The following is a 20,566-nucleotide window of genomic DNA, read 5'->3' as shown; positions in this document are numbered from 1 at the left end:
TGGTTGTGTGTTCACAGCGCCGTGCCGATGGAGGCGCATTATAGGGATCCGTTTTCGTTACACAACCACTTTCTTGATCTTTTTTTCTGTTCGCCTGTTTTTCGACCCTTTCGATGAGATCTTACTCGATCTACACCACTTTTCAGTTGCCGATGTCTCATATCTGTCGATATTTTGTCTGTAATACGAATAATCAGTATGTGGAAAATAACTACATATGCTAAATAACTACGAGGTTATCGATGAGCGCAAAAACATTCCGTCGTTATAACGGTATTTCTCCCGTTTTAGGCGAAAGAGTCATGGTCGATCATTCCAGCGTGGTGATTGGCAAAGTAACGCTAGGTGATGATGTCGGTATCTGGCCCCTTGTCGCCATACGCGGTGACGTTAACTACATCACTATCGGCGCCAGGAGTAATATTCAGGATGGATCCGTGCTCCACATCACCCACTGTTCAGAGAAAAAACCAGAAGGTAACCCGCTTATTATTGGGGAAGATGTCACTGTGGGCCATAAAGCGATGTTGCATGGTTGCCAAATAGGAAATCGGGTTCTGGTAGGAATGGGGTCAATACTTCTGGATGGCGCCGTTGTTGAGGATGATGTCATGATCGGCGCTGGTAGCCTGGTCCCTCCTGGAAAGCGGCTAGAGAAGGGACATTTATACCTCGGCAGCCCAGTTAAAAAAATCCGACCGCTGACTCAAGAAGAAATCGAGGGATTGATTTACTCGGCAAACAACTATGTCCGTTGGAAAGATGAATATCTTGCTCAGGACAACAAGTAGCAACCTTCATCATCCCATTTTTCAGCAACGATCATTTTTTCCAATTCATCTTCAAGATCCCATCGATATTCCCTGAACAGCGCCAGCCACTGTTCAGGGCTATCGCCGCCATAGCGTTGCTGGAGCTGTGTTGCGCTTACTAAACATTCCCGCTGAAAGCCATTCACTAAAACGGGAAAGCGGATCGCCATTACCTTATCATCCCAACTTTCACGATCTGGGAACTGGATCGCCTGATTCACTTTGCAAGATCCTGCTTTAGTAAACCGATCACGGGTTCCACATCAGGCATAACGCCATGCCAAAGCTTAAACGCATGTGCCGCTTGCCCCACCAACATTCCCAAGCCATCGGCATAACGGATAGCACCATGCTGTACGCACCATGACAAAAAAGGTGTCAGTTGCGGTAGATAGAACATGTCATAACAGCTTGTTTCCGGCGAAATGAGTTCTGGCGGTAAGTTAGGAATGCTGTCGTACATCCCGGAAGATGTCGCGTTAATGATCAGATCGAACGACTGACCATCTAAATCGTCTAGGGCAACAGCTTTAATGTCCCCAATACCACTGAAGACCTTAACCAGTTCATCAGCCTTGGAAAACGTCCTGTTAGTCAGCACAACCGTACAGCCATAAGCCAGCAAAGGTTGGATAACCCCGCGCGCTGCACCGCCAGCCCCCACCAGCAACACACGATCCAATGGCTTCACCAGCGCCAATCGTTGCAGATCGCTGAGCAAACCAATGCCATCCGTATTATCACCAAACAGGCGACCGTCATTCAGTCTCTTCAATGTATTGACCGCCCCAGCAAGGGCCGCGCATTCGCTACGTTCATCGGCTTCGGCAAAGGCACGCTCTTTAAAGGGCGCAGTGACATTCGCACCACCAGCACCACTGAGAAAATACTGACGCAGCATCTGCTCAAAATCATCCAGAGGCGCTAAAACTCGCTCGTACGTCAACGTTATCCCCGTCTGTGCAGCAAATAGCTCATGTATGCGAGGTGATTTACTATGCGCAATCGGATTACCAAAAACTGCAAAAGACGTTACTTCAGACACGTTCTCCTCCAACTTGCCGCTACCCCTGACGAATAAGTTCGCCTGTTAATACATCCCTGATTTCCGATGGGTTCATTCTTCCGCCAACATCCCCAACCAGCACAGGAAAATCATCACCAAACTGTTGAGAAACTTCCTGAGCCGTGCGGCAAGGAGGTTGACCACTTAAATTGGCGCTGGTCGACACCAACGGTTTACCGTAACGCTGGCACAGTTCGTTGACTAACGGATGGTCACTAACGCGCACAGCAAGCGACGAAAATTGCCCCGTTAACCATTGCGGAGTCGTACGCTTTGCAGGCAATACCCAAGTAACCGGACCAGGCCATGTGGAAAACATCATCGCCTTCTGCTCATCGGATAACGCACTGTCATCAATATAAGGAGCCAATTGGCTAAAATCCGCTGCAATCAGGATCAACCCTTTTTGCCAGGGGCGCTGCTTTAAGGCTAGCAGACGATTAACCGCCACTTCACTATCAGGATCGCAGCCCAACCCAAATACCGCCTCAGTCGGGTACGCAATAACCTGTTCATTATGTAATTCCCGTAAAACAGGAATCATCAGTTCATCAGAGACATCACTCATTCTTATCAACTTCTTCTGCCGCTACCGGCTTTCCACATAATTTACTGGCACAAAATAGCTTGGTACCTTGTGCCGTTTTTTTCTCAAACAATAAGGCGTAATGGCAAGAAGGACATTCACCCGCGATCGGCTTATGGTTTAACGTAAACTGACAACCGGGATAGCGATCACAAGAATGAAATACCTTACCGTAGCGAGACTTACGCTGTAGCAGCGTGCCTTCATTACACTGTGGACATCGAATCGCCGTTTCATCAGGGCGATCGATCGTCTCGGTATGATGGCATTCAGGGTAATTGCCACAGCCGATGAACATCCCATAACGGCCTTGCCTTAATACCAATGTCGACTGACAAAGTGGGCATTGCTGCCCATCCAACACTTTGACGATATGTCCATCAGCCTGCGCTTTCAGCGGGCGAATGAATTCGCATTCTGGATACGCAGAACAGCCAAGAAACGGGCCGTGCCGACCAGAACGAATAACCAGCACTGACCCACAGTCTGGACATATTTCCTGTTTTTTTTCAGCAAACAGTACGGGCTTAGCCATTCGAAATGTTATCCCTCTGGCTATTGCACATAACCGTCATTGACCTCAAAGAGTAATTCTTCCATTTGCTGATAGGCATTCTCACAGCCAGGCACATTGAAAAGCACCATGAGGATGACCCACTTCAGATCTTCCAGATCAAACTCCTGCGTTTCCAACGCCATGACACGTTCGATGACCATCTCGCGCGTTTCAAGATTCAGAACCTGAATTTGCTCAAGGAACAATAAAAAGCCACGACATTCCGCATCAAGACGCATTTCCTCATCCTGCGTATAGATCCGCATAGCCAGCGGATCGTTCGCCAAATAAAGCGGTGCAGTCTGCCCTTCCTGAATATCGGCCAATTTTTCCAGCCAACTCAACGCGCTATAGATATCGTTACGATCGAATCCAGCGCGGGTGAGGTCATCAGTTAACGTATCCTGATCGACACGCATTTCAGTTTCATTGTGGATGTAGCTCTCAAACAAGTACATGAGTACGTCGAACATGGCCTGCCCTCCTTAATCGGACATAGCCGCCGGGTACTGCTGCGATCCATCCTGCTAACTCCAGCTCTAATAGCTTAGTGACTATCTCTGGCACAGGTTGGCCGGCACGTTCAGCGACAACGTCAACAGGTGTAACCTCATCTCCTACGTTAGCCAACACATCGGCAAATGGCAATTCGCCATCCTCTTCTTCGTTAGAAATAGTTTGCCCGCTTTCCATTGGCAGCCACTGTAGCTCACTCACCAATTGCTCAAGAATATCCTTCGGATGTGTCACCAAGCTGGCTCCTTGCTGGATCAACCAGTGCGTTCCTTCTGTCATAGGGTTACCGATTGGCCCTGGCAGAGCGAAAACCTCCCGTCCTTGCTCTAAAGCATAACGCGCCGTGACCAGCGACCCGCTGCGGATAGACGCCTCAATGACCAGAACACCCAACCCTAATCCGCTAATGATGCGATTTCTTCTGGGAAAGTTGGTTGGGAAAGGCGGCATCGCGAGGGGAAATTCAGAGACCAATGCACCGCCAGTGCCACAAATACGCTCAGCAAGCTTAGCGTGCCGCTTGGGATAAATATTCTCCAGCCCGCTTCCCAACACGGCAATCGTTCTCCCTCCTGCATCTAAAGCTGCACGATGAGCAATGCCATCAATGCCAATTGCTAACCCACTTGTCACCGTGAGGTCATTTGCGGCAAGTTCTTGAGCAAAAAATCCTCCCCAGCGTTCACCGTAAGCACTGCTGCCTCGGCTACCAATAATCGATATTTGTGGCGATGCCAATAGCTCTGGAGAACCAGACACAAAAAGCAACAGTGGAAAATCACGAATGTTGTTCAACAGAAAAGGATACAGGGTATCTTCGCACGTCACGATATGATGATTGGGATAAGACAACCAATTGAGTGTTTCTTCCAGGATCTTACGATCATAGGAACAGAATTGTGCGATTTGATCATTAGACAGGCCTAACGTGCTCAGGCTCTCATGATCGAACACATTTAAATCAATAAGTTTTCTGACAATAGCCCGAGCGCGTAAGGTACCCAGGTGCCTTACACCCGTCATACGTAGCCAAATTTCCGTTGATAGCATCAGCGTCCCTTATTCCGCCATGTTCAGCAATTCAGTGCTGATGCTGTCAATCGGGGCAGGAAATGTCTAGAATGAGCGCTAAGACTCTCTCACTATTCAGATACAGATCTAAACATATATGGCAGTTTTGCAGGTATTACATTTCCCAGACGAGCGGCTCCGCATTACTGCGCAGCCCGTAAAAGAAGTCAATGCAGATATTCAACGTATCGTGGATGATATGTTCGATACCATGTACGAAGAAGAAGGTATCGGGCTGGCCGCAACACAGGTGGATATTCATCAGCGTATCATTGTCATTGACGTCTCTGAAGAACGAGACCAACGGCTGGTGCTAATCAATCCCGAGCTGATTGAAAAGAGCGGCGATACGGGTATCGAAGAGGGTTGCCTGTCAATCCCTGAAACGCGTGCGCTGGTTCCTCGTGCAGAGCATGTAAAAGTGCGTGCATTGGATCGCGAAGGTAAGACGTTCGAACTTGAAGCAAGCGAGCTATTGGCCATTTGTATCCAGCATGAAATGGATCATCTGGTTGGGAAACTGTTTATCGATTACCTTTCCCCGCTTAAACGCCAGCGCATTCGTCAAAAACTGGAAAAACTGGCTAAGCAGAATAGCCGAGCCCGCTAATTTTCATCCTGACAGGAAGCACCGTGTCTGATTCTTTACGCATAATCTTTGCTGGCACCCCTGACTTTGCAGCGCGTCACCTTGACGCGCTTTTATCATCAGGACATGAGGTCGTTGGCGTTTTCACCCAGCCCGATCGCCCAGCAGGCAGGGGCAACAAGCTCACCCCCAGTCCGGTGAAAGTACTGGCAGAGCAACATAGCATCCCCGTTTTTCAGCCTAAATCTCTGCGACCTGCAGAAAATCAGGCGATGGTTCAGGCGTTAAATGCCGATGTTATGGTCGTTGTCGCCTACGGCTTAATTCTGCCGCAGTCCATATTATCCATGCCGCGCCTTGGCTGCATTAATGTCCACGGTTCCCTGTTGCCTCTCTGGCGTGGTGCGGCGCCAATTCAGCGTGCACTGTGGGCTGGGGATAGCGAAACCGGTGTGACGATCATGCAAATGGATGTCGGACTCGATACGGGCGCAATGCTGCACAAAATTTCGTGCCCCATCCTGCCTCAAGATACCAGCGCAACGTTGTACGATAAACTTGCTGAGCTGGGACCGCGTGGCTTATTGGAAACGCTAAAACAACTTGCTGATGGCAGCGCTGTCGCTGAAGCACAAAATGACGCCCTTGCCACCTACGCAGAAAAGCTCAGCAAAGAAGAAGCTCGTCTAAACTGGCAGTTATCTGCCGAGCAACTTGAGCGTTGTATTCGTGCTTTTAATCCTTGGCCTGTCAGCTATTTCACGGTAGATGAACAACCGGTGAAAGTCTGGAAAGCCGAAGTCATGACGACAACACATAGTACATTGCCCGGCACCATCCTTCAGGCAGATAAACAGGGTATTCAGGTGGCAACAGCCGCTGGTATCTTGAATATTCAGGAATTGCAGCCGGCAGGTAAAAAAGTGATGAGTGCGCAGGATCTGCTTAACTCACGTCGTGAGTGGTTCGTTCCCGGTAATACACTGGACTAATCTATTTTTCATACCGGCGTCATGCCGGTATATCCTCTCTTTTTACGTATACGTCATCGCTAACACATGAAAAGCTCATACAATTTACGCAGTATTGCCGCAAAAGTGGTGGGACAGGTTCTGGATCAGGGACAGTCGCTCAGTGCCTTATTACCCGTTCATCAGCGTGAAGTCTCCGATAAAGATCGCGCACTTTTGCAAGAGCTTTGCTTTGGCGTATTACGCGTTTTACCGCAGTTGGAATGGTGTATTCAACAACTGATGGCAAAGCCTCTGACAGGCAAACAACGCACACTGCATTACCTCATCATGGTAGGCATCTACCAACTGCACTACACTCGAATCCCGCCACATGCGGCTCTGGCAGAAACGGTAGAAGGTGCTGTGGCACTCAAACGACCACAGCTCAAGGGGCTGATTAATGGCGTATTGCGCCAATTCCAGCGCCAACAAGAAGAACTCATCCAGCGTGAGGCAACTCACTCATCTCACTACCTGCATCCAAGCTGGTTGCTGACACGTCTTGAGCATACCTATCCAAATCACTGGCAAAGTATCGTTGAGGCAAATAATCAGCGCCCTCCAATGTGGCTACGCGTGAATCGGTTACACCATACGCGGGAAGCGTACTTAAATTTACTGGCGCAAGAGGGAATCGAAGCATTTCCTCATGCTGAATACTCTGATGCAATACGGCTAGCTTCCCCCTGCGCAGTCGATCAATTACCGGGATTTTCACAGGGATGGGCAACGGTGCAGGATGCTTCTGCTCAAGGCTGCGTCTATTGGCTCGCTCCACAAAATGGCGAGCAGATCCTCGACCTCTGCGCTGCCCCCGGAGGAAAAACGACGCATATTTTAGAAGCTGCGCCAAAGTCTCACGTGCTCGCCGTCGATATTGATGAGGCGCGCCTAAGTCGGGTAAAAGAAAATTTACTGCGATTACAAATGCATGCAGAAGTGAAACAAGGTGATGGGCGTTACCCCGATTCGTGGTGTGAAGGGCGTATGTTTGACCGTATTCTGTTAGATGCCCCTTGTTCCGCCACAGGCGTGATTCGTCGTCATCCTGACATCAAATGGCTACGCCGGGACAGAGATATCGAAGAGTTGGTTGCTCTGCAAAAAGAAATTCTTGACGCCATTTGGCCACATCTCAAAGCAGGTGGCACGATGGTCTATGCCACTTGCTCCATTTTGCCGCAAGAAAACGCTCAACAAGTTACGGATTTCCTGACTCGTCATGCCGATGCAAAACTGGTTGATACAGGAACAAGCGAACTGCCAGGCATACAGATGCTGCCTCATGCTGATGGTGGCGATGGTTTCTTTTATGCGAAGCTGGTAAAAAACTGATATTGAACCCAGTATTGTCTGCAACAGGCAGCAATCAATAAACGGCATGGCTTATTATGAAAATTATCATCCTTGGCGCGGGTCAGGTCGGTGGAACACTGGCAGAAAATCTAGCAGGGGAAAATAACGACATCACTGTCGTTGATACTGATGCAAACCGGTTACGTCAGCTTCAGGATAAGTTTGATCTGCGTGTCGTTACTGGCTATGCCTCTCATCCACGAGTGCTACGTGAAGCAGGGGCTGAAGATGCGGATATGCTGGTCGCCGTTACCAATTCAGATGAAACGAATATGGTGGCCTGTCAGATTGCTTATTCGCTTTTCAAAACACCAAACCGGATCGCTCGCATTCGTGCTGCCGAATACATCCGTGAATCAGAACAGCTTTTTTTACCAGAAGCGGTTCCCATCGATCACCTGATCTCCCCAGAGCAGTTGGTGATCGATAACATTTACAAACTGATCGAATATCCCGGAGCGCTTCAGGTCGTCAACTTTGCTGAAGGCAAAGTGAGTCTTGCTGCGGTTAATGCCTATTATGGCGGCCCATTGGTTGGTAATGCCCTCACCTCTCTCCGTGAACACATTCCCCATGTAGATACCCGCGTTGCGGCTATTTTCCGTCACGATCGTCCAATTCGCCCACAGGGTTCCACTATCATCGAAGCCGGCGACGAAGTGTTTTTTGTTGCTGCCTCCCAACATATTCGCGCAGTGATGAGCGAATTGCAGCGCCTTGAGAAACCGTATAAAAGGATCATGATCGTTGGCGGAGGTAACGTCGGTGCAGGGTTAGCCCAGCGGTTAGAAAAAGACTACAGCATCAAGTTGATAGAAAGAAATGCAGATCGTGCCGCAGAGCTGGCTGAGCTTCTGCAAAATACGGTGGTATTTCACGGCGATGCTTCAGATCAGGAGCTCCTTGCCGAAGAACATATTGAGCAGATTGATGTATTCATCGCCATTACCAATGATGACGAAGCGAATATTATGTCAGCGATGCTGGCCAAACGTATGGGTGCGAAAAAAGTAATGGTGCTCATCCAACGCCGGGCTTATGTCGATCTGGTCCAGGGTAGCGTTATTGATGTCGCTATCTCCCCACAACAGGCAACAATTTCTGCGCTACTCAGCCATGTCCGTAAAGCGGATATCGTTAGCGTATCCTCCTTACGCCGTGGTGTGGCCGAAGCAATCGAGGCCATCGCCCACGGTGATGAAGGCACATCGAAAGTTGTCGGAAGAATGATCGAAGATATTAAGCTTCCGCCTGGTACCACTATCGGCGCAATTGTTCGCGGTGATGACGTCATCATTGCCAATGCAAATAGCAAAATCGAGCAAGGCGATCATGTCATCATGTTCCTAGCTGACAAAAAGTTTGTACCTGATGTTGAACGATTATTTCAACCCAGTCCCTTCTTTTTGTAATGTAGGAACAGATTCATCGCAAATCAATAATCTGGCAAAGATATGGCTATTGGTTAGAATTAATTTATATTTTTGGCAAGGAGAACGGATATGAGCATCATCAAAGAATTCAGAGAGTTTGCCATGCGTGGCAACGTTGTCGATTTGGCGGTGGGTGTCATTATTGGTGCTGCTTTCGGCAAAATTGTCTCTTCGCTGGTCTCAGATATTATTATGCCGCCACTTGGGCTTTTGATTGGCGGGGTCGATTTTAAACAATTCAGCCTAATTCTCCGTGATGCCCAAGGCGAAATTCCCGCCGTTGTCATGAACTATGGCGCTTTCATTCAAAATATTTTCGACTTTATCATCGTCGCTTTCGCGATCTTTATGGCAATCAAACTCATGAACAAGCTACGCCGCAAACAGGAAGATGCACCTGCCGCACCGCCGAAGCCTAGTGCTGAAGAGAAACTGTTAGCTGAGATTCGCGACTTATTGAAAGAACAGCAGCCTAAGCAATAAGAACTGAGTTTTTATTAATTCTTACTTTCGCTACACAAAAAGCAGAAAGGCCAGAGGTAAATAATCACTTGATTGCTTACCGCTGGCCTCCCAACTACCTTTCTTCACATGTTTTTCTTTTCTACGATAACTTCCTTTCCCTTTTTCATTCACTTCAATACGTTGGCGAAATAATGGGTCATGTAACAGTGCCTCAATGGCGTTGTCCTGAATTTTCCCACGCTTATGACGATATGTGGTCATCATCACTCCTAAGAAAGTTGGGTTAATAAGCTGTATATGTATCAATAAACCAGGCGGAGTATATAGCCGAAATGGAAAGATGAGAATAGCAATCCGGAGAATTCTTCTGGCAGCTAGAACTTTTCATTGAGCTGTGTTTTGTATTCCTGATGTAGAAAATCAGTATTGATTCCTTTCTGCTGCAAGCTCATTTCCAACATACGCAAGCGTCGAGAGGCTTTCTCGTATTCAGGCGAATCGCGGGATATCGTTTCAAGAAAGTCGGTTAGTTGTAAAGCATCTTTCCTTTCTTGAAGTTCTACAGGCAAATAGCCAGAATTCTTGAGTAGCCGATAGACGGTTCTTAGTTCCTGTGGTATGCCGCTATCATCATCAAGAATCAAAGGGCTACCGGAACCTGAAAGATTGTCAAAAACACCGTCTTCCTGAGCCTTGCGGATATGTTTTTCAACTAACTCATCAATCAACCACATGGCAATCTCTTACCTGTTTGCATTAATGGAGCTTAGTTTCTTTCAGATGTAAAAAAACCGGGTTTCCCCGGTTTTTTTATGCTCTTACAGATTACTCTGCAGTAGCAACTTCTTCTGTCTGAGAGACTGAGCGATCAACGAGCTCGATGTATGCCATCGGCGCATTGTCACCAGCACGGAAGCCACACTTCAGAATACGAGTGTAACCACCGGCACGGCTCGCGAAACGCGGGCCCAGTTCATTAAACAGTTTTGCCACGATCTCGTTATCACGAGTACGGGCGAATGCCAGACGACGATTAGCAACGCTGTCGGTCTTGGCAAGAGTAATCAGCGGTTCAACAACGCGACGCAGCTCTTTCGCTTTCGGCAGGGTCGTCTTGATGATTTCATGACGAACCAAAGAACTAGCCATGTTACGGAACATAGCCTGACGATGGCTGCTGTTACGGTTCAGTTGACGACCACTCTTACGATGGCGCATGACCTTATCCTTCTCAGTAAAACCTTAACCTGTGATCTGGTTACTCATCAGCAATGCTTGCCGGTGGCCAGTTTTCCAGGCGCATGCCCAGAGACAGACCACGGGAAGCCAGTACGTCTTTAATCTCAGTAAGAGATTTTTTACCCAGGTTAGGCGTTTTAAGCAGCTCAACCTCGGTACGCTGTACCAGATCACCGATGTAGTGGATAGCCTCTGCCTTAAGGCAGTTAGCAGAGCGGACAGTCAATTCCAGATCGTCAACAGGGCGCAGCAGGATCGGATCGAATTCTGGTTTCTCTTCTTTAACTTCTGGTTGACGAACATCACGTAAGTCAACAAAAGCTTCAAGTTGTTCAGCCAGAATGGTAGCCGCACGGCGGATCGCCTCTTCAGGATCGATCGTGCCATTGGTTTCCATTTCGATGACTAGCTTGTCCAAGTCAGTACGCTGTTCTACACGAGCCGCTTCAACATTGTAGGCAATACGCTCTACAGGGCTGTAGCAAGCATCAACTAACAGACGACCAATCGGGCGCTCATCTTCTTCCGTATGAATACGGGCAGATGCCGGCACATAACCACGACCACGTTGAACTTTGATACGCATGCTAATAGATGCGTTCTCATCGGTCAGATGGCAAATTAAGTGCTGCGGCTTGACGATTTCGACATCACCATCATGGATGATGTCGGCTGCAGTCACAGGGCCAATGCCAGATTTATTCAGGGTAAGAATAACTTCATCTTTGCCTTGAACTCTCACCGCCAGCCCTTTCAGGTTGAGCAGGATTTCCAGGATATCTTCCTGTACGCCTTCTTTGGTGCTGTACTCATGCAGTACACCATCAATCTCAACCTCGGTCACCGCGCAACCTGGCATGGATGAAAGCAGAATACGGCGCAGTGCGTTGCCAAGAGTATGGCCGAAGCCCCGCTCTAATGGCTCAAGGGTCACCTTGGCGTGCGTCGAACTCACTTGCTCGATATCAACCAGGCGCGGTTTTAGAAACTCTGTCACAGAACCCTGCATTGTGTCCTCTCTTTGGTACTAAGCTTTACTTGGAGTAAAGCTCGACGATCAGGTGTTCATTAATGTCCGCAGACAGATCGGTACGTTCAGGAATACGTTTGAACACACCTTCCATCTTGGCAGCATCAACTTCCAGCCAAGTTGGCTTTTCACGCTGTTCAGCCAGCTCCAGAGCGGCTTTCACGCGAGATTGCTTTTTCGCTTTCTCACGGATGCTGACTACGTCATTCGGGGATACCTGATAAGAAGCGATGCTAACAACGCGACCGTTTACCATGATAGCTTTATGGCTTACCATTTGACGTGCTTCAGCACGAGTGGCACCAAAACCCATACGATAAACAACGTTGTCCAGACGACCTTCAAGCAGTTGCAGCAGGTTTGCACCTGTGTTGCCTTTCAGACGTGCAGCTTCTTTATAATAGTTACGGAACTGACGCTCCAGAACACCGTAGATACGGCGAACTTTTTGCTTTTCACGCAACTGTACACCATAGTCAGACAGACGCGGTTTACGCGCACCGTGCTGGCCAGGAGCTTGTTCAATTTTACACTTGGAATCGATCGCACGAACACCAGACTTCAGGAACAGGTCGGTGCCTTCACGACGGCTCAGCTTGAGCTTAGGACCCAAATATCTTGCCATTTTCTTTCTCCAACAATCCTAAAAGCGGCGTTATACGCGGCGCTTTTTCGGCGGACGACAACCGTTATGAGGGATCGGAGTCACATCAGTAATATTAGTGATGCGGAAACCAGCCGCGTTCAATGCGCGGATAGTAGACTCACGGCCCGGACCAGGTCCTTTAACCATAACTTCCAGGTTCTTAATACCGTACTCTTTCACGGCCTCTGCGCAACGTTCTGCAGCTACCTGAGCAGCGAACGGCGTAGATTTACGAGAACCACGGAAGCCGGAACCACCGGCAGTTGCCCAACCCAGCGCATTACCCTGACGATCAGTAATGGTTACGATGGTGTTGTTGAAAGAAGCATGGATATGAGCCACACCGTCAGAGACTTGCTTTCTTACACGCTTACGTGCACGAATAGGTGCCTTTGCCATTATTCAATCACCCCGATTATTTCTTGATCGGTTTGCGCGGACCCTTACGGGTACGGGCGTTAGTCTTGGTACGCTGACCGCGAACCGGCAGACCACGACGATGACGCAAACCACGATAAGTACCAAGGTCCATAAGACGCTTGATGCTCAGGGTAACTTCACGACGCAGATCACCTTCTACAACAAACTTGGCAACTTCGTCACGCAGCTTATCGATTTGCTCTTCAGACAGCTCACTGATCTTAACATCTTCGGCAATACCTGTTGCAGCACAAATAGCCTGCGAACGGGTTTTACCGATACCGAAAATCGACGTTAACGCAATAACGGTATGTTTATGATCAGGAATGTTAATGCCTGCTATACGGGCCACTATGCACTCCTACAATTTTATACAGCAACACCATTCTGAAAAGCCCGTTTTCAGGATACTCAAATAATGTTGCAGTTACATACAAAAGATTGGCTGGCTAATCTAGCCAGCTCAATCCAACTTTGCAAGAAAAATATGCGAGATAATCAGCCTTGACGCTGTTTATGCTTCGGTTCGGCACTGCAGATCACACGAACGACACCGTTACGCTTAACAATCTTACAGTTACGACATAATTTCTTGACGGAAGCACGAACTTTCATTTTTACTCTCCGTAACTTCTCAAGCTCACCTAATTAACGGTTATAGCCTTTCAGGTTTGCTTTCTTCAATGCAGACTCATATTGACTCGACATCATCAGAGTTTGCACTTGAGCCATAAAGTCCATGATGACGACAACAACGATCAATAAAGATGTACCCCCGAAATAGAAAGGTACTTTCATTGCGTCACGCATAAACTCCGGGATCAGGCAGATAAAAGTAATATACATCGCACCAATCAGAGTCAGGCGAGTCATCACTTTATCGATATATTTCGCCGTTTGCTCTCCCGGACGAATTCCTGGCACGAATGCACCGGACTTCTTCAGGTTATCTGCTGTTTCACGCGGGTTGAAAACCAACGCAGTGTAGAAGAAACAGAAGAAGATGATTGCAGACGCATAGAGTAACACATAAAGCGGTTGTCCGGGCTGCAAATACAGCGAAATAGTTGTCAGCCAGTTCCAACCGGTACCGCCCCCAAACCAGGATGCAATCGTGGCAGGGAACAGAATAATACTGGAAGCGAAAATTGCGGGAATAACCCCAGCCATATTCACCTTCAGCGGTAAATGCGTACTCTGTGCTGCATAAACACGACGACCTTGTTGACGTTTTGCATAATTAACGACGATACGACGTTGACCACGCTCAATGAAAACAACGAAGAAGGTTACTGCAAACACTAAAACTGCAACCAACAGCAACAGGAGGAAGTGCAGGTCGCCTTGCCGAGCTTGCTCGATGGTATGGCCAATGGCCGGCGGTAGCCCCGCAACGATACCAGCAAAGATTATGATCGAGATACCGTTACCAATACCACGTTCCGTAATCTGTTCTCCCAGCCACATCAGGAACATTGTCCCAGTGACCAGACTCACAACAGCGGTAAAGTAGAAAGCAAAACCTGGATTTATCACCAAGTCTTGCATTCCAGGCATATTCGGCAGACCAGTAGCAATACCGATCGACTGGAATATAGCCAATACCAAGGTACCGTAGCGGGTATACTGGCTGATCTTACGACGGCCAGCTTCCCCTTCTTTCTTTATTTCAGCCAACGCTGGATGAACCACCGTCAGCAACTGGATAATAATCGACGCCGAAATATACGGCATAATACCCAGAGCAAAGATAGAAGCACGGCTGAGAGCACCACCAGAGAACATGTTAAACATTTCAATGATGGTGCCTCGCTGCTGTTCAAGCAATTTGGCAAGCACAGTGGCATCAATACCAGGAATCGGAATAAAAGAGCCAATACGGAAAACAATCAGCGCACCGATAACAAACAAAAGTCTGCGCTTCAGTTCACCAACTCCGCCTTTAGCACTCTGAAAATCTAATCCTGGTTGTTTGGCCATCTGCTACTTATTCCTCAATTTTACCGCCAGCAGCTTCGATAGCAGCACGAGCACCTTTAGTGACACGCAGACCACGAATCGTTACCGGACGAGCAACTTCACCAGACAGAATCACTTTCGCGAATTCAATCTGAATGCCAATAACATTAGCGGCTTTCAGCGTATTCAGGTCAACTACGTCGCCTTCTACTTTAGCAAGATCAGACAGACGAACTTCTGATGTGATCATTGCTTTGCGAGAAGTAAAACCAAATTTCGGCAGACGACGGTATAAAGGCATCTGACCACCTTCAAAACCACGACGTACGCCACCGCCAGAACGAGATTTCTGACCTTTGTGACCACGACCGCCAGTTTTGCCCAGGCCAGAACCGATACCACGACCTAAACGCTTCGGTGCGTGTTTAGCACCTTCGGCCGGAGACAGAGTATTTAAACGCATCTGTTACTCCTCCACTTTAACCATGTAGGAAACCGCGTTGACCATACCACGAACCGCAGGAGTATCCTCACGTTCAACAGTATGACCAATACGACGCAGACCCAGGCCAAGCAGTGTCGCCTTATGTTTCGGCAGACGACCGATTGCACTACGGGTTTGAGTGATTTTAATAGTCTTTGCCACGGTCATTACCCCAGAATTTCTTCAACGGATTTACCACGCTTGGCAGCGACCATTTCCGGGGACTTCATGTTGGCCAAACCATCAATCGTTGCACGAACCACGTTAATTGGGTTAGTGGAACCATAGGCTTTAGCCAATACGTTGTGAACCCCTGCAACTTCCAAAACGGCGCGCATTGCACCACCGGCGATAATACCGGTACCTTCGGAAGCTGGCTGCATGAACACACGAGACCCCGTGTGAGCACCTTTAACTGGGTGCTGCAGGGTGCCGTTGTTCAGCGCGACATTCATCATATTGCGACGGGCTTTTTCCATCGCTTTCTGGATCGCTGCTGGAACTTCGCGAGCTTTACCGTAACCAAAACCTACGCGGCCGTTGCCATCACCCACTACAGTCAGTGCGGTGAAGCTGAAAATACGACCACCTTTAACGGTTTTAGATACGCGATTTACCGCGATCAGCTTTTCCTGCAGTTCGCCAGCTTGTTTCTCGATGTGAGCCATCTTACACCTCTACCTTAGAACTGAAGGCCAGCTTCACGGGCAGCATCTGCCAGTGCTTGGACTCGACCATGATATTGGAAACCGGAACGGTCAAAAGAGACATCTTTGATGCCTTTTTCTAACGCGCGCTCTGCAATAGCTTTACCTATTGCGCTTGCTGCGTCTTTATTACCGGTAGACTTCAGTTGTTCAGCGATAGCTTTTTCTACAGTAGAAGCGGCTACCAGGACTTCAGAACCGTTCGGTGCAATGACCTGCGCATAAATATGGCGTGGAGTACGATGTACCACCAGACGCGTCGCACCCAGTTCCTGGAGCTTGCGGCGTGCGCGGGTCGCACGACGGATACGAGCTGCTTTCTTATCCATAGTGTTACCTTACTTCTTCTTAGCCTCTTTGGTACGCACGACTTCGTCGGCGTAACGGACACCCTTGCCTTTGTAAGGCTCAGGACGACGGTAGGCGCGTAATTCCGCAGCAACCTGACCAATAACCTGCTTATCAGCACCTTTCAGTACGATTTCAGTTTGGCTTGGGCATTCTGCAGTAATACCTGCCGGCAGTGCGTGGTCTACTGGGTGAGAGAACCCAAGAGACAGGTTAACCACATTGCCTTTAACAGCAGCACGGTAACCAACACCAACCAGTTGCAGCTTCTTAGTGAAGCCTTCGGTAACACCGATAACCATTGCGTTCAACAGAGCGCGAGTGGTGCCCGCTTGGGCCCATCCGTCAACGAAACCTTCGCGCGGGGCGAAAGTCAGAGCGTTGTCAGCTTGTTTCACTTCAACAGCATCGTGGATCTTACGACTCAGCTCGCCGTTTTTACCCTTAATCGAAATATCCTGACCGTTGAGTTTTACCTCTACGCCGGCAGGAATGACGACGGGTGCTTTTGCAACACGAGACATTTTTCCTCCCGATTAAGCTACGTAGCAGATAATCTCGCCACCAAGACCAGCCTGGCGAGCTGCACGATCAGTCATAACACCTTTAGAGGTAGAAACAACTGCGATACCCAAACCGGCCATAACTTTTGGCAGCTCATCTTTTCTTTTATAGATGCGCAGACCTGGACGGCTTACTCGCTGAATGCTTTCTACCACAGCCTTGCCCTGGAAATATTTAAGTTCTAATTCCAGAACTGGCTTGGTGTCGCCTTCGATTTTGAAATCTTCAATGTAACCTTCTTCCTTCAGCACGTTGGCAATTGCCACTTTCAGCTTGGAGGAAGGCATGGTGACCGCAACTTTGTTCGCGGCTTGACCGTTACGGATACGGGTCAGCATATCCGCGATCGGATCTTGCATGCTCATCTGTCTTTACTCCCGTGATTCAATTGGTGACAATTACCAGCTAGCCTTTTTCAGACCCGGAATTTCACCGCGCATAGCGGCTTCACGGACCTTGATACGGCTCAACCCGAACTTCCGCAGGAAAGCGTGCGGACGACCAGTTTGGCGGCAGCGGTTACGCTGACGAGACGGGCTGGAATCACGCGGCAGAGTCTGCAGCTTAAGAACTGCATCCCAACGATCTTCGTCGGATGAGTTCACACCAGAGATGATAGCTTTCAATTCCTCGCGTTTAGCGCGGTATTTTTCAGCCAGTTTCACACGAACAACTTCGCGTGCTTTCATGGATTGCTTAGCCATTAGTAACCCTACCTTACTTGCGGAATGGGAAGTTAAAGGCGGCCAACAGCGCACGGCCTTCATCATCGGATTTCGCAGTAGTGGTAATGGTAATGTCCAAACCACGAACGCGATCGACTTTATCGTAGTCGATTTCCGGGAAGATGATCTGCTCACGCACACCCATGCTGTAGTTACCACGACCATCGAATGACTTGGCAGACAAGCCACGGAAGTCACGAATACGCGGTACAGCAATGGAAATCAGACGCTCAAGGAACTCCCACATGCGTTCGCCACGCAGAGTTACTTTACAGCCGATCGGATAGCCCTGACGGATTTTGAAGCCTGCAACAGATTTGCGTGCTTTGGTGATCAACGGTTTTTGACCGGAGATTGCTGCCAGATCAGCTGCTGCGTTATCCAGCAGTTTCTTGTCAGCGATCGCTTCACCAACACCCATATTCAGGGTGATCTTCTCGACCCGAGGGACTTGCATGACAGAATTGTAGTTAAACTCAGTCATGAGTTTTTTAACTACTTCGTCTTTGTAGTAATCATGCAGTTTCGCCATCGTACTACTCCAAATTACTTGATAGTTTCGCTGTTAGATTTAAAGAAACGGACTTTTTTGCCGTCTTCGAATCTAAAGCCTACACGGTCAGCCTTACCAGTTGCCGCATTGAAGATTGCAACGTTAGAAACTTGAATTGCAGCTTCTTTTTCAACGATGCCACCTGGTTGGTTCAGGGCCGGAACCGGCTTCTGATGTTTTTTAACCAGGTTAATACCTTCAACAATGACCTTACTAGCAGACAGGACATTTTTTACTTTACCGCGCTTACCTTTATCTTTGCCGGTTAGCACGATAACTTCGTCATCACGACGGATTTTCGCTGCCATGATTCGCTCCTTAAAGTACTTCTGGTGCCAGAGAGATAATTTTCATGAACTTCTCATTACGCAGTTCACGAGTTACCGGCCCAAAAATACGCGTACCGATAGGCTGTTCGCTGTTATTGTTTAAAATAACGCAAGCATTGCCATCGAAGCGAATGACAGAACCGTCCGGGCGACGAACACCCTTCTTGGTGCGCACCACTACCGCCTTCAGAACATCGCCTTTTTTCACCTTACCGCGAGGAATTGCTTCCTTGATGGTAATTTTGATGATATCGCCGACGCCTGCGTAGCGACGGTGCGAGCCACCTAGAACCTTGATACACATTACGCGACGTGCACCGGAATTATCGGCCACATTCAGCATAGTCTGTTCTTGGATCATTTTAGTGCTCCGCTTGTCAACTACTACTCTAGGACCCTTTCGGGCCATTAAATACCCCATAATTGAGGGCGCAGCATTATAACACCGCTTCCTTGGTATGGGTAGAAAAAATAAACGGCCCTTTGCAGAGCCGTTTATCATAAGAGAAGAGCGCTACTTTATTACAGAATCGCTTTCTCTACAACGCGAACAAGTGTCCAAGACTTAGTTTTGGACAGCGGGCGGCATTCGCGGATTTCAACCACGTCACCGATACCGCATTCATTGTTCTCGTCATGTACGTGCAGCTTAGTCGTACGCTTGATGAATTTACCGTAAAGCGGGTGTTTCACAAAACGTTCGATAGCAACAACCATGGATTTCTCCATTTTGTCGCTTACAACACGACCTTGCAGAGTACGGATTTTATCGGTCATTACGCACCCGCCTTCTCAGTCAGTAAAGTCTTAACACGTGCAATATTGTGACGCACTTGTTTTACCAGGTGAGTCTGTTGCAACTGACCACTGGCAGCCTGCATACGCAGGTTAAATTGCTCGCGCAGCAGGCCGAGCAGTTCAGTGTTCAGCTCTTCGACGCTTTTTTCACGCAGCTCATTTGCTTTCATTACATCACCGTCTTAGTTACAAAGGTGGTTTTGATAGGCAGTTTCGCTGCTGCCAGTTGGAATGCCTCACGGGCTAACTCTTCCGGCACACCGTCCATTTCGTACAGGACTTTACCTGGCTGAATCAAGGCAACCCAATATTCCACGTTACCTTTACCTTTACCCATACGAACTTCAAGCGGTTTCTCGGTGATCGGTTTGTCCGGGAATACACGGATCCAGATCTTACCTTGACGCTTAACAGCACGGGTCATGGCACGACGTGCAGCTTCGATTTGACGAGCAGTCAGGCGACCGCGGCCAACAGCTTTCAGACCGAAAGTGCCGAAGCTAACATCCGTACCCTGCGCCAGACCACGGTTGCGGCCCTTGTGCACCTTACGGAATTTTGTACGCTTTGGTTGTAACATCAGCGACTCTCCTTACTTGCGGCCTTTACGCTGCTGCTTTTTAGGTTGAGCAGCCGGTTTTTCCGGTTGTTCAACGGCAGCCATACCACCCAGGATCTCACCTTTGAAGATCCACACTTTCACACCGATAACACCATAAGTGGTGTGCGCTTCGGAGGTGTTGTAGTCGATATCCGCACGCAGTGTATGCAACGGAACACGACCTTCACGGTACCATTCGGTACGCGCGATTTCAGCGCCGCCAAGACGGCCACTTACTTCAACTTTAATACCTTTAGCGCCCAGACGCATGGCATTCTGTACCGCACGCTTCATAGCACGACGGAACATCACACGACGCTCCAGCTGAGAAGTGATGCTGTCAGCAACCAGTTTTGCGTCCAGTTCAGGTTTACGAACTTCTGCGATGTTGATCTGTGCAGGTACGCCAGCGATATCCGCTACGACTTTACGCAGTTTTTCAACATCTTCACCTTTCTTACCGATCACGATACCCGGGCGAGCAGTGTGAATAGTCACACGGATGCTTTTTGCCGGACGTTCGATAACGATACGAGAAACGGAAGCCTTCTCCAGTTCCTTCGTCAGGTATTTACGAACTTTAAAGTCGCTGTCCAGGTTGTCAGCGAATTCTTTGGTATTCGCATACCAGGTAGAGTTCCAAGGTTTGACAATACCCAGGCGAATACCATTAGGATGTACTTTCTGACCCATTGCTAGT

At 48.6% G+C, this 20,566-nt stretch carries 35 protein-coding genes; 6 read left to right on the top strand and 29 right to left on the bottom strand.

Annotated features, from left to right (window positions below; all coding sequences use genetic code 11):
* Positions 1-242 precede the first annotated feature (242 nt).
* Complete coding sequence (locus WCT94_RS20045; RefSeq protein WP_336871421.1) at positions 243-791, top strand: gamma carbonic anhydrase family protein; 549 nt, start codon at positions 243-245, stop codon at positions 789-791.
* Here the strand turns inward: WCT94_RS20045 and WCT94_RS20040 are convergent.
* From WCT94_RS20040 to dprA, 6 genes are read right to left on the bottom strand one after another with little or no spacing between them, the layout of a single operon-like run.
* Complete coding sequence (locus WCT94_RS20040) at positions 776-1,033, bottom strand: DUF1488 domain-containing protein (protein WP_336871418.1); 258 nt, start codon at positions 1,031-1,033, stop codon at positions 776-778. The genes WCT94_RS20045 and WCT94_RS20040 overlap by 16 nt on opposite strands.
* Positions 1,030-1,857 (bottom strand): shikimate dehydrogenase, encoded by an 828-nt coding sequence (gene aroE / locus WCT94_RS20035; RefSeq protein WP_336871415.1) that lies wholly within the window; start codon positions 1,855-1,857, stop codon positions 1,030-1,032. The genes WCT94_RS20040 and aroE overlap by 4 nt, the downstream gene beginning before the upstream one ends.
* 19 nt (positions 1,858-1,876) lie before the next feature.
* Positions 1,877-2,446: an L-threonylcarbamoyladenylate synthase type 1 TsaC gene (tsaC, locus tag WCT94_RS20030; RefSeq protein WP_336871414.1), complete on the bottom strand. Its 570-nt coding sequence runs from the start codon at positions 2,444-2,446 to the stop codon at positions 1,877-1,879.
* Positions 2,439-2,999, bottom strand: coding sequence for a DNA topoisomerase family protein (locus WCT94_RS20025; RefSeq protein ID WP_336871412.1), 561 nt, complete (start codon positions 2,997-2,999; stop codon positions 2,439-2,441). Before WCT94_RS20025 ends, tsaC begins: the two co-directional genes overlap by 8 nt.
* A gap of 20 nt (positions 3,000-3,019) precedes the next feature.
* Entirely contained in the window at positions 3,020-3,493 is a 474-nt protein-coding gene (gene smg, locus WCT94_RS20020; protein WP_271874873.1) for a DUF494 family protein Smg, read from the bottom strand.
* On the bottom strand, positions 3,465-4,586 hold the full coding sequence (gene dprA / locus WCT94_RS20015; protein ID WP_336871410.1) for a DNA-protecting protein DprA: 1,122 nt from the start codon (positions 4,584-4,586) through the stop codon (positions 3,465-3,467). Before dprA ends, smg begins: the two co-directional genes overlap by 29 nt.
* 118 nt (positions 4,587-4,704) lie before the next feature.
* Between dprA and def the strand changes: the two genes are divergently transcribed.
* The 5 genes from def (at position 4,705) to mscL (ending at position 9,481) form a co-directional block, all read left to right on the top strand.
* Positions 4,705-5,217, top strand: a complete 513-nt coding sequence (def, locus tag WCT94_RS20010) for a peptide deformylase (RefSeq protein WP_015841915.1) — start codon at positions 4,705-4,707, stop codon at positions 5,215-5,217.
* Positions 5,218-5,240: 23 nt separating this feature from the next.
* On the top strand, positions 5,241-6,188 hold the full coding sequence (gene fmt / locus WCT94_RS20005) for a methionyl-tRNA formyltransferase (protein ID WP_336871408.1): 948 nt from the start codon (positions 5,241-5,243) through the stop codon (positions 6,186-6,188).
* A gap of 66 nt (positions 6,189-6,254) precedes the next feature.
* Positions 6,255-7,544 (top strand): 16S rRNA (cytosine(967)-C(5))-methyltransferase RsmB, encoded by a 1,290-nt coding sequence (gene rsmB / locus WCT94_RS20000; protein ID WP_336871405.1) that lies wholly within the window; start codon positions 6,255-6,257, stop codon positions 7,542-7,544.
* Positions 7,545-7,600: 56 nt separating this feature from the next.
* Positions 7,601-8,977, top strand: a complete 1,377-nt coding sequence (gene trkA / locus WCT94_RS19995; protein ID WP_039308887.1) for a Trk system potassium transporter TrkA — start codon at positions 7,601-7,603, stop codon at positions 8,975-8,977.
* 90 nt (positions 8,978-9,067) lie between these two features.
* Positions 9,068-9,481 (top strand): large-conductance mechanosensitive channel protein MscL, encoded by a 414-nt coding sequence (gene mscL, locus WCT94_RS19990; protein WP_336871402.1) that lies wholly within the window; start codon positions 9,068-9,070, stop codon positions 9,479-9,481.
* 30 nt (positions 9,482-9,511) lie between these two features.
* Here the strand turns inward: mscL and WCT94_RS19985 are convergent, their stop codons facing one another.
* From WCT94_RS19985 to rpsC, 23 genes are all read right to left on the bottom strand, one after another.
* Complete coding sequence (locus tag WCT94_RS19985; protein WP_271874879.1) at positions 9,512-9,724, bottom strand: alternative ribosome-rescue factor A; 213 nt, start codon at positions 9,722-9,724, stop codon at positions 9,512-9,514.
* Between the two features lie 113 nt (positions 9,725-9,837).
* Positions 9,838-10,197, bottom strand: coding sequence for a DUF1992 domain-containing protein (locus tag WCT94_RS19980; protein ID WP_336871398.1), 360 nt, complete (start codon positions 10,195-10,197; stop codon positions 9,838-9,840).
* A 91-nt stretch (positions 10,198-10,288) separates the two neighbouring features.
* Positions 10,289-10,681, bottom strand: coding sequence for a 50S ribosomal protein L17 (gene rplQ, locus WCT94_RS19975; protein ID WP_005970246.1), 393 nt, complete (start codon positions 10,679-10,681; stop codon positions 10,289-10,291).
* Between the two features lie 40 nt (positions 10,682-10,721).
* Entirely contained in the window at positions 10,722-11,711 is a 990-nt protein-coding gene (locus WCT94_RS19970; RefSeq protein ID WP_005970247.1) for a DNA-directed RNA polymerase subunit alpha, read from the bottom strand.
* Positions 11,712-11,736: 25 nt separating this feature from the next.
* Positions 11,737-12,357 carry a 30S ribosomal protein S4 gene (gene rpsD, locus WCT94_RS19965; RefSeq protein WP_010286047.1) on the bottom strand — a complete coding sequence of 207 codons (621 nt, stop codon included), beginning with the start codon at positions 12,355-12,357 and terminating at the stop codon, positions 11,737-11,739.
* A gap of 30 nt (positions 12,358-12,387) precedes the next feature.
* The gene (rpsK, locus tag WCT94_RS19960) at positions 12,388-12,777 is read right to left on the bottom strand and encodes a 30S ribosomal protein S11 (RefSeq protein WP_002919257.1); all 390 of its coding nucleotides are present in this window, start codon (positions 12,775-12,777) and stop codon (positions 12,388-12,390) included.
* A 16-nt stretch (positions 12,778-12,793) separates the two neighbouring features.
* Complete coding sequence (rpsM, locus tag WCT94_RS19955; RefSeq protein ID WP_010286058.1) at positions 12,794-13,150, bottom strand: 30S ribosomal protein S13; 357 nt, start codon at positions 13,148-13,150, stop codon at positions 12,794-12,796.
* Between the two features lie 146 nt (positions 13,151-13,296).
* A complete protein-coding gene (gene rpmJ / locus WCT94_RS19950; protein ID WP_002227352.1) occupies positions 13,297-13,413 on the bottom strand; it encodes a 50S ribosomal protein L36 in 117 nt (38 codons plus the stop codon).
* Between the two features lie 33 nt (positions 13,414-13,446).
* The gene (secY, locus tag WCT94_RS19945) at positions 13,447-14,778 is read right to left on the bottom strand and encodes a preprotein translocase subunit SecY (protein ID WP_005970255.1); all 1,332 of its coding nucleotides are present in this window, start codon (positions 14,776-14,778) and stop codon (positions 13,447-13,449) included.
* Between the two features lie 7 nt (positions 14,779-14,785).
* Complete coding sequence (gene rplO, locus WCT94_RS19940; protein WP_015841922.1) at positions 14,786-15,220, bottom strand: 50S ribosomal protein L15; 435 nt, start codon at positions 15,218-15,220, stop codon at positions 14,786-14,788.
* 3 nt (positions 15,221-15,223) lie between these two features.
* Positions 15,224-15,403, bottom strand: coding sequence for a 50S ribosomal protein L30 (rpmD, locus tag WCT94_RS19935; protein ID WP_004846568.1), 180 nt, complete (start codon positions 15,401-15,403; stop codon positions 15,224-15,226).
* Positions 15,404-15,408: 5 nt separating this feature from the next.
* Positions 15,409-15,909, bottom strand: coding sequence for a 30S ribosomal protein S5 (rpsE, locus tag WCT94_RS19930; protein ID WP_005970257.1), 501 nt, complete (start codon positions 15,907-15,909; stop codon positions 15,409-15,411).
* Between the two features lie 14 nt (positions 15,910-15,923).
* Positions 15,924-16,277 (bottom strand): 50S ribosomal protein L18, encoded by a 354-nt coding sequence (rplR, locus tag WCT94_RS19925; protein ID WP_010286111.1) that lies wholly within the window; start codon positions 16,275-16,277, stop codon positions 15,924-15,926.
* Between the two features lie 9 nt (positions 16,278-16,286).
* Positions 16,287-16,820, bottom strand: a complete 534-nt coding sequence (gene rplF, locus WCT94_RS19920; RefSeq protein ID WP_015841923.1) for a 50S ribosomal protein L6 — start codon at positions 16,818-16,820, stop codon at positions 16,287-16,289.
* Between the two features lie 12 nt (positions 16,821-16,832).
* Positions 16,833-17,225, bottom strand: coding sequence for a 30S ribosomal protein S8 (gene rpsH, locus WCT94_RS19915; protein ID WP_005970261.1), 393 nt, complete (start codon positions 17,223-17,225; stop codon positions 16,833-16,835).
* Positions 17,226-17,258: 33 nt separating this feature from the next.
* A complete protein-coding gene (gene rpsN / locus WCT94_RS19910; RefSeq protein ID WP_010286114.1) occupies positions 17,259-17,564 on the bottom strand; it encodes a 30S ribosomal protein S14 in 306 nt (101 codons plus the stop codon).
* A gap of 13 nt (positions 17,565-17,577) precedes the next feature.
* Positions 17,578-18,117 (bottom strand): 50S ribosomal protein L5, encoded by a 540-nt coding sequence (gene rplE / locus WCT94_RS19905; protein ID WP_005970265.1) that lies wholly within the window; start codon positions 18,115-18,117, stop codon positions 17,578-17,580.
* 14 nt (positions 18,118-18,131) lie between these two features.
* Complete coding sequence (rplX, locus tag WCT94_RS19900) at positions 18,132-18,446, bottom strand: 50S ribosomal protein L24 (protein WP_015841924.1); 315 nt, start codon at positions 18,444-18,446, stop codon at positions 18,132-18,134.
* A gap of 10 nt (positions 18,447-18,456) precedes the next feature.
* Positions 18,457-18,828, bottom strand: coding sequence for a 50S ribosomal protein L14 (rplN, locus tag WCT94_RS19895; protein ID WP_000613954.1), 372 nt, complete (start codon positions 18,826-18,828; stop codon positions 18,457-18,459).
* Positions 18,829-18,989: 161 nt separating this feature from the next.
* Entirely contained in the window at positions 18,990-19,244 is a 255-nt protein-coding gene (gene rpsQ, locus WCT94_RS19890) for a 30S ribosomal protein S17 (protein WP_011095505.1), read from the bottom strand.
* Positions 19,244-19,435 carry a 50S ribosomal protein L29 gene (gene rpmC, locus WCT94_RS19885; protein WP_005970272.1) on the bottom strand — a complete coding sequence of 64 codons (192 nt, stop codon included), beginning with the start codon at positions 19,433-19,435 and terminating at the stop codon, positions 19,244-19,246. Before rpmC ends, rpsQ begins: the two co-directional genes overlap by 1 nt.
* Positions 19,435-19,845: a 50S ribosomal protein L16 gene (rplP, locus tag WCT94_RS19880; RefSeq protein ID WP_005970273.1), complete on the bottom strand. Its 411-nt coding sequence runs from the start codon at positions 19,843-19,845 to the stop codon at positions 19,435-19,437. Before rplP ends, rpmC begins: the two co-directional genes overlap by 1 nt.
* Before the next feature lie 12 nt (positions 19,846-19,857).
* Positions 19,858-20,559 carry a 30S ribosomal protein S3 gene (rpsC, locus tag WCT94_RS19875; RefSeq protein ID WP_005970274.1) on the bottom strand — a complete coding sequence of 234 codons (702 nt, stop codon included), beginning with the start codon at positions 20,557-20,559 and terminating at the stop codon, positions 19,858-19,860.
* Positions 20,560-20,566: the final 7 nt, after the last annotated feature.

Source organism: Pectobacterium sp. 1950-15, from assembly GCF_037136835.1.
Taxonomy (GTDB): domain Bacteria; phylum Pseudomonadota; class Gammaproteobacteria; order Enterobacterales; family Enterobacteriaceae; genus Pectobacterium.
The sequence above is the reverse complement of the archived record's forward strand: the minus strand, read 5'-3'. Positions and strand labels throughout refer to the sequence as shown.

Bases quoted from the DNA above. Each gene is read 5' to 3' on its own strand.
- WCT94_RS20045 (WP_336871421.1), top strand. From the start codon at position 243: ATGAGCGCAAAAACATTCCGTCGTTATAACGGTATTTCTCCCGTTTTA.
- tsaC (WP_336871414.1), bottom strand. From the start codon at position 2,446: ATGAGTGATGTCTCTGATGAACTGATGATTCCTGTTTTACGGGAATTA.
- WCT94_RS20025 (WP_336871412.1), bottom strand. From the start codon at position 2,999: ATGGCTAAGCCCGTACTGTTTGCTGAAAAAAAACAGGAAATATGTCCA.
- smg (WP_271874873.1), bottom strand. From the start codon at position 3,493: ATGTTCGACGTACTCATGTACTTGTTTGAGAGCTACATCCACAATGAA.
- dprA (WP_336871410.1), bottom strand. From the start codon at position 4,586: ATGCTATCAACGGAAATTTGGCTACGTATGACGGGTGTAAGGCACCTG.
- def (WP_015841915.1), top strand. From the start codon at position 4,705: ATGGCAGTTTTGCAGGTATTACATTTCCCAGACGAGCGGCTCCGCATT.
- rsmB (WP_336871405.1), top strand. From the start codon at position 6,255: ATGAAAAGCTCATACAATTTACGCAGTATTGCCGCAAAAGTGGTGGGA.
- trkA (WP_039308887.1), top strand. From the start codon at position 7,601: ATGAAAATTATCATCCTTGGCGCGGGTCAGGTCGGTGGAACACTGGCA.
- mscL (WP_336871402.1), top strand. From the start codon at position 9,068: ATGAGCATCATCAAAGAATTCAGAGAGTTTGCCATGCGTGGCAACGTT.
- WCT94_RS19985 (WP_271874879.1), bottom strand. From the start codon at position 9,724: ATGACCACATATCGTCATAAGCGTGGGAAAATTCAGGACAACGCCATT.
- WCT94_RS19980 (WP_336871398.1), bottom strand. From the start codon at position 10,197: ATGTGGTTGATTGATGAGTTAGTTGAAAAACATATCCGCAAGGCTCAG.
- rplQ (WP_005970246.1), bottom strand. From the start codon at position 10,681: ATGCGCCATCGTAAGAGTGGTCGTCAACTGAACCGTAACAGCAGCCAT.
- WCT94_RS19970 (WP_005970247.1), bottom strand. From the start codon at position 11,711: ATGCAGGGTTCTGTGACAGAGTTTCTAAAACCGCGCCTGGTTGATATC.
- rpsD (WP_010286047.1), bottom strand. From the start codon at position 12,357: ATGGCAAGATATTTGGGTCCTAAGCTCAAGCTGAGCCGTCGTGAAGGC.
- rpsK (WP_002919257.1), bottom strand. From the start codon at position 12,777: ATGGCAAAGGCACCTATTCGTGCACGTAAGCGTGTAAGAAAGCAAGTC.
- rpmJ (WP_002227352.1), bottom strand. From the start codon at position 13,413: ATGAAAGTTCGTGCTTCCGTCAAGAAATTATGTCGTAACTGTAAGATT.
- secY (WP_005970255.1), bottom strand. From the start codon at position 14,778: ATGGCCAAACAACCAGGATTAGATTTTCAGAGTGCTAAAGGCGGAGTT.
- rplO (WP_015841922.1), bottom strand. From the start codon at position 15,220: ATGCGTTTAAATACTCTGTCTCCGGCCGAAGGTGCTAAACACGCACCG.
- rpsE (WP_005970257.1), bottom strand. From the start codon at position 15,909: ATGGCTCACATCGAGAAACAAGCTGGCGAACTGCAGGAAAAGCTGATC.
- rplR (WP_010286111.1), bottom strand. From the start codon at position 16,277: ATGGATAAGAAAGCAGCTCGTATCCGTCGTGCGACCCGCGCACGCCGC.
- rplF (WP_015841923.1), bottom strand. From the start codon at position 16,820: ATGTCTCGTGTTGCAAAAGCACCCGTCGTCATTCCTGCCGGCGTAGAG.
- rpsH (WP_005970261.1), bottom strand. From the start codon at position 17,225: ATGAGCATGCAAGATCCGATCGCGGATATGCTGACCCGTATCCGTAAC.
- rpsN (WP_010286114.1), bottom strand. From the start codon at position 17,564: ATGGCTAAGCAATCCATGAAAGCACGCGAAGTTGTTCGTGTGAAACTG.
- rplE (WP_005970265.1), bottom strand. From the start codon at position 18,117: ATGGCGAAACTGCATGATTACTACAAAGACGAAGTAGTTAAAAAACTC.
- rplX (WP_015841924.1), bottom strand. From the start codon at position 18,446: ATGGCAGCGAAAATCCGTCGTGATGACGAAGTTATCGTGCTAACCGGC.
- rplN (WP_000613954.1), bottom strand. From the start codon at position 18,828: ATGATCCAAGAACAGACTATGCTGAATGTGGCCGATAATTCCGGTGCA.
- rpsQ (WP_011095505.1), bottom strand. From the start codon at position 19,244: ATGACCGATAAAATCCGTACTCTGCAAGGTCGTGTTGTAAGCGACAAA.
- rpmC (WP_005970272.1), bottom strand. From the start codon at position 19,435: ATGAAAGCAAATGAGCTGCGTGAAAAAAGCGTCGAAGAGCTGAACACT.
- rplP (WP_005970273.1), bottom strand. From the start codon at position 19,845: ATGTTACAACCAAAGCGTACAAAATTCCGTAAGGTGCACAAGGGCCGC.
- rpsC (WP_005970274.1), bottom strand. From the start codon at position 20,559: ATGGGTCAGAAAGTACATCCTAATGGTATTCGCCTGGGTATTGTCAAA.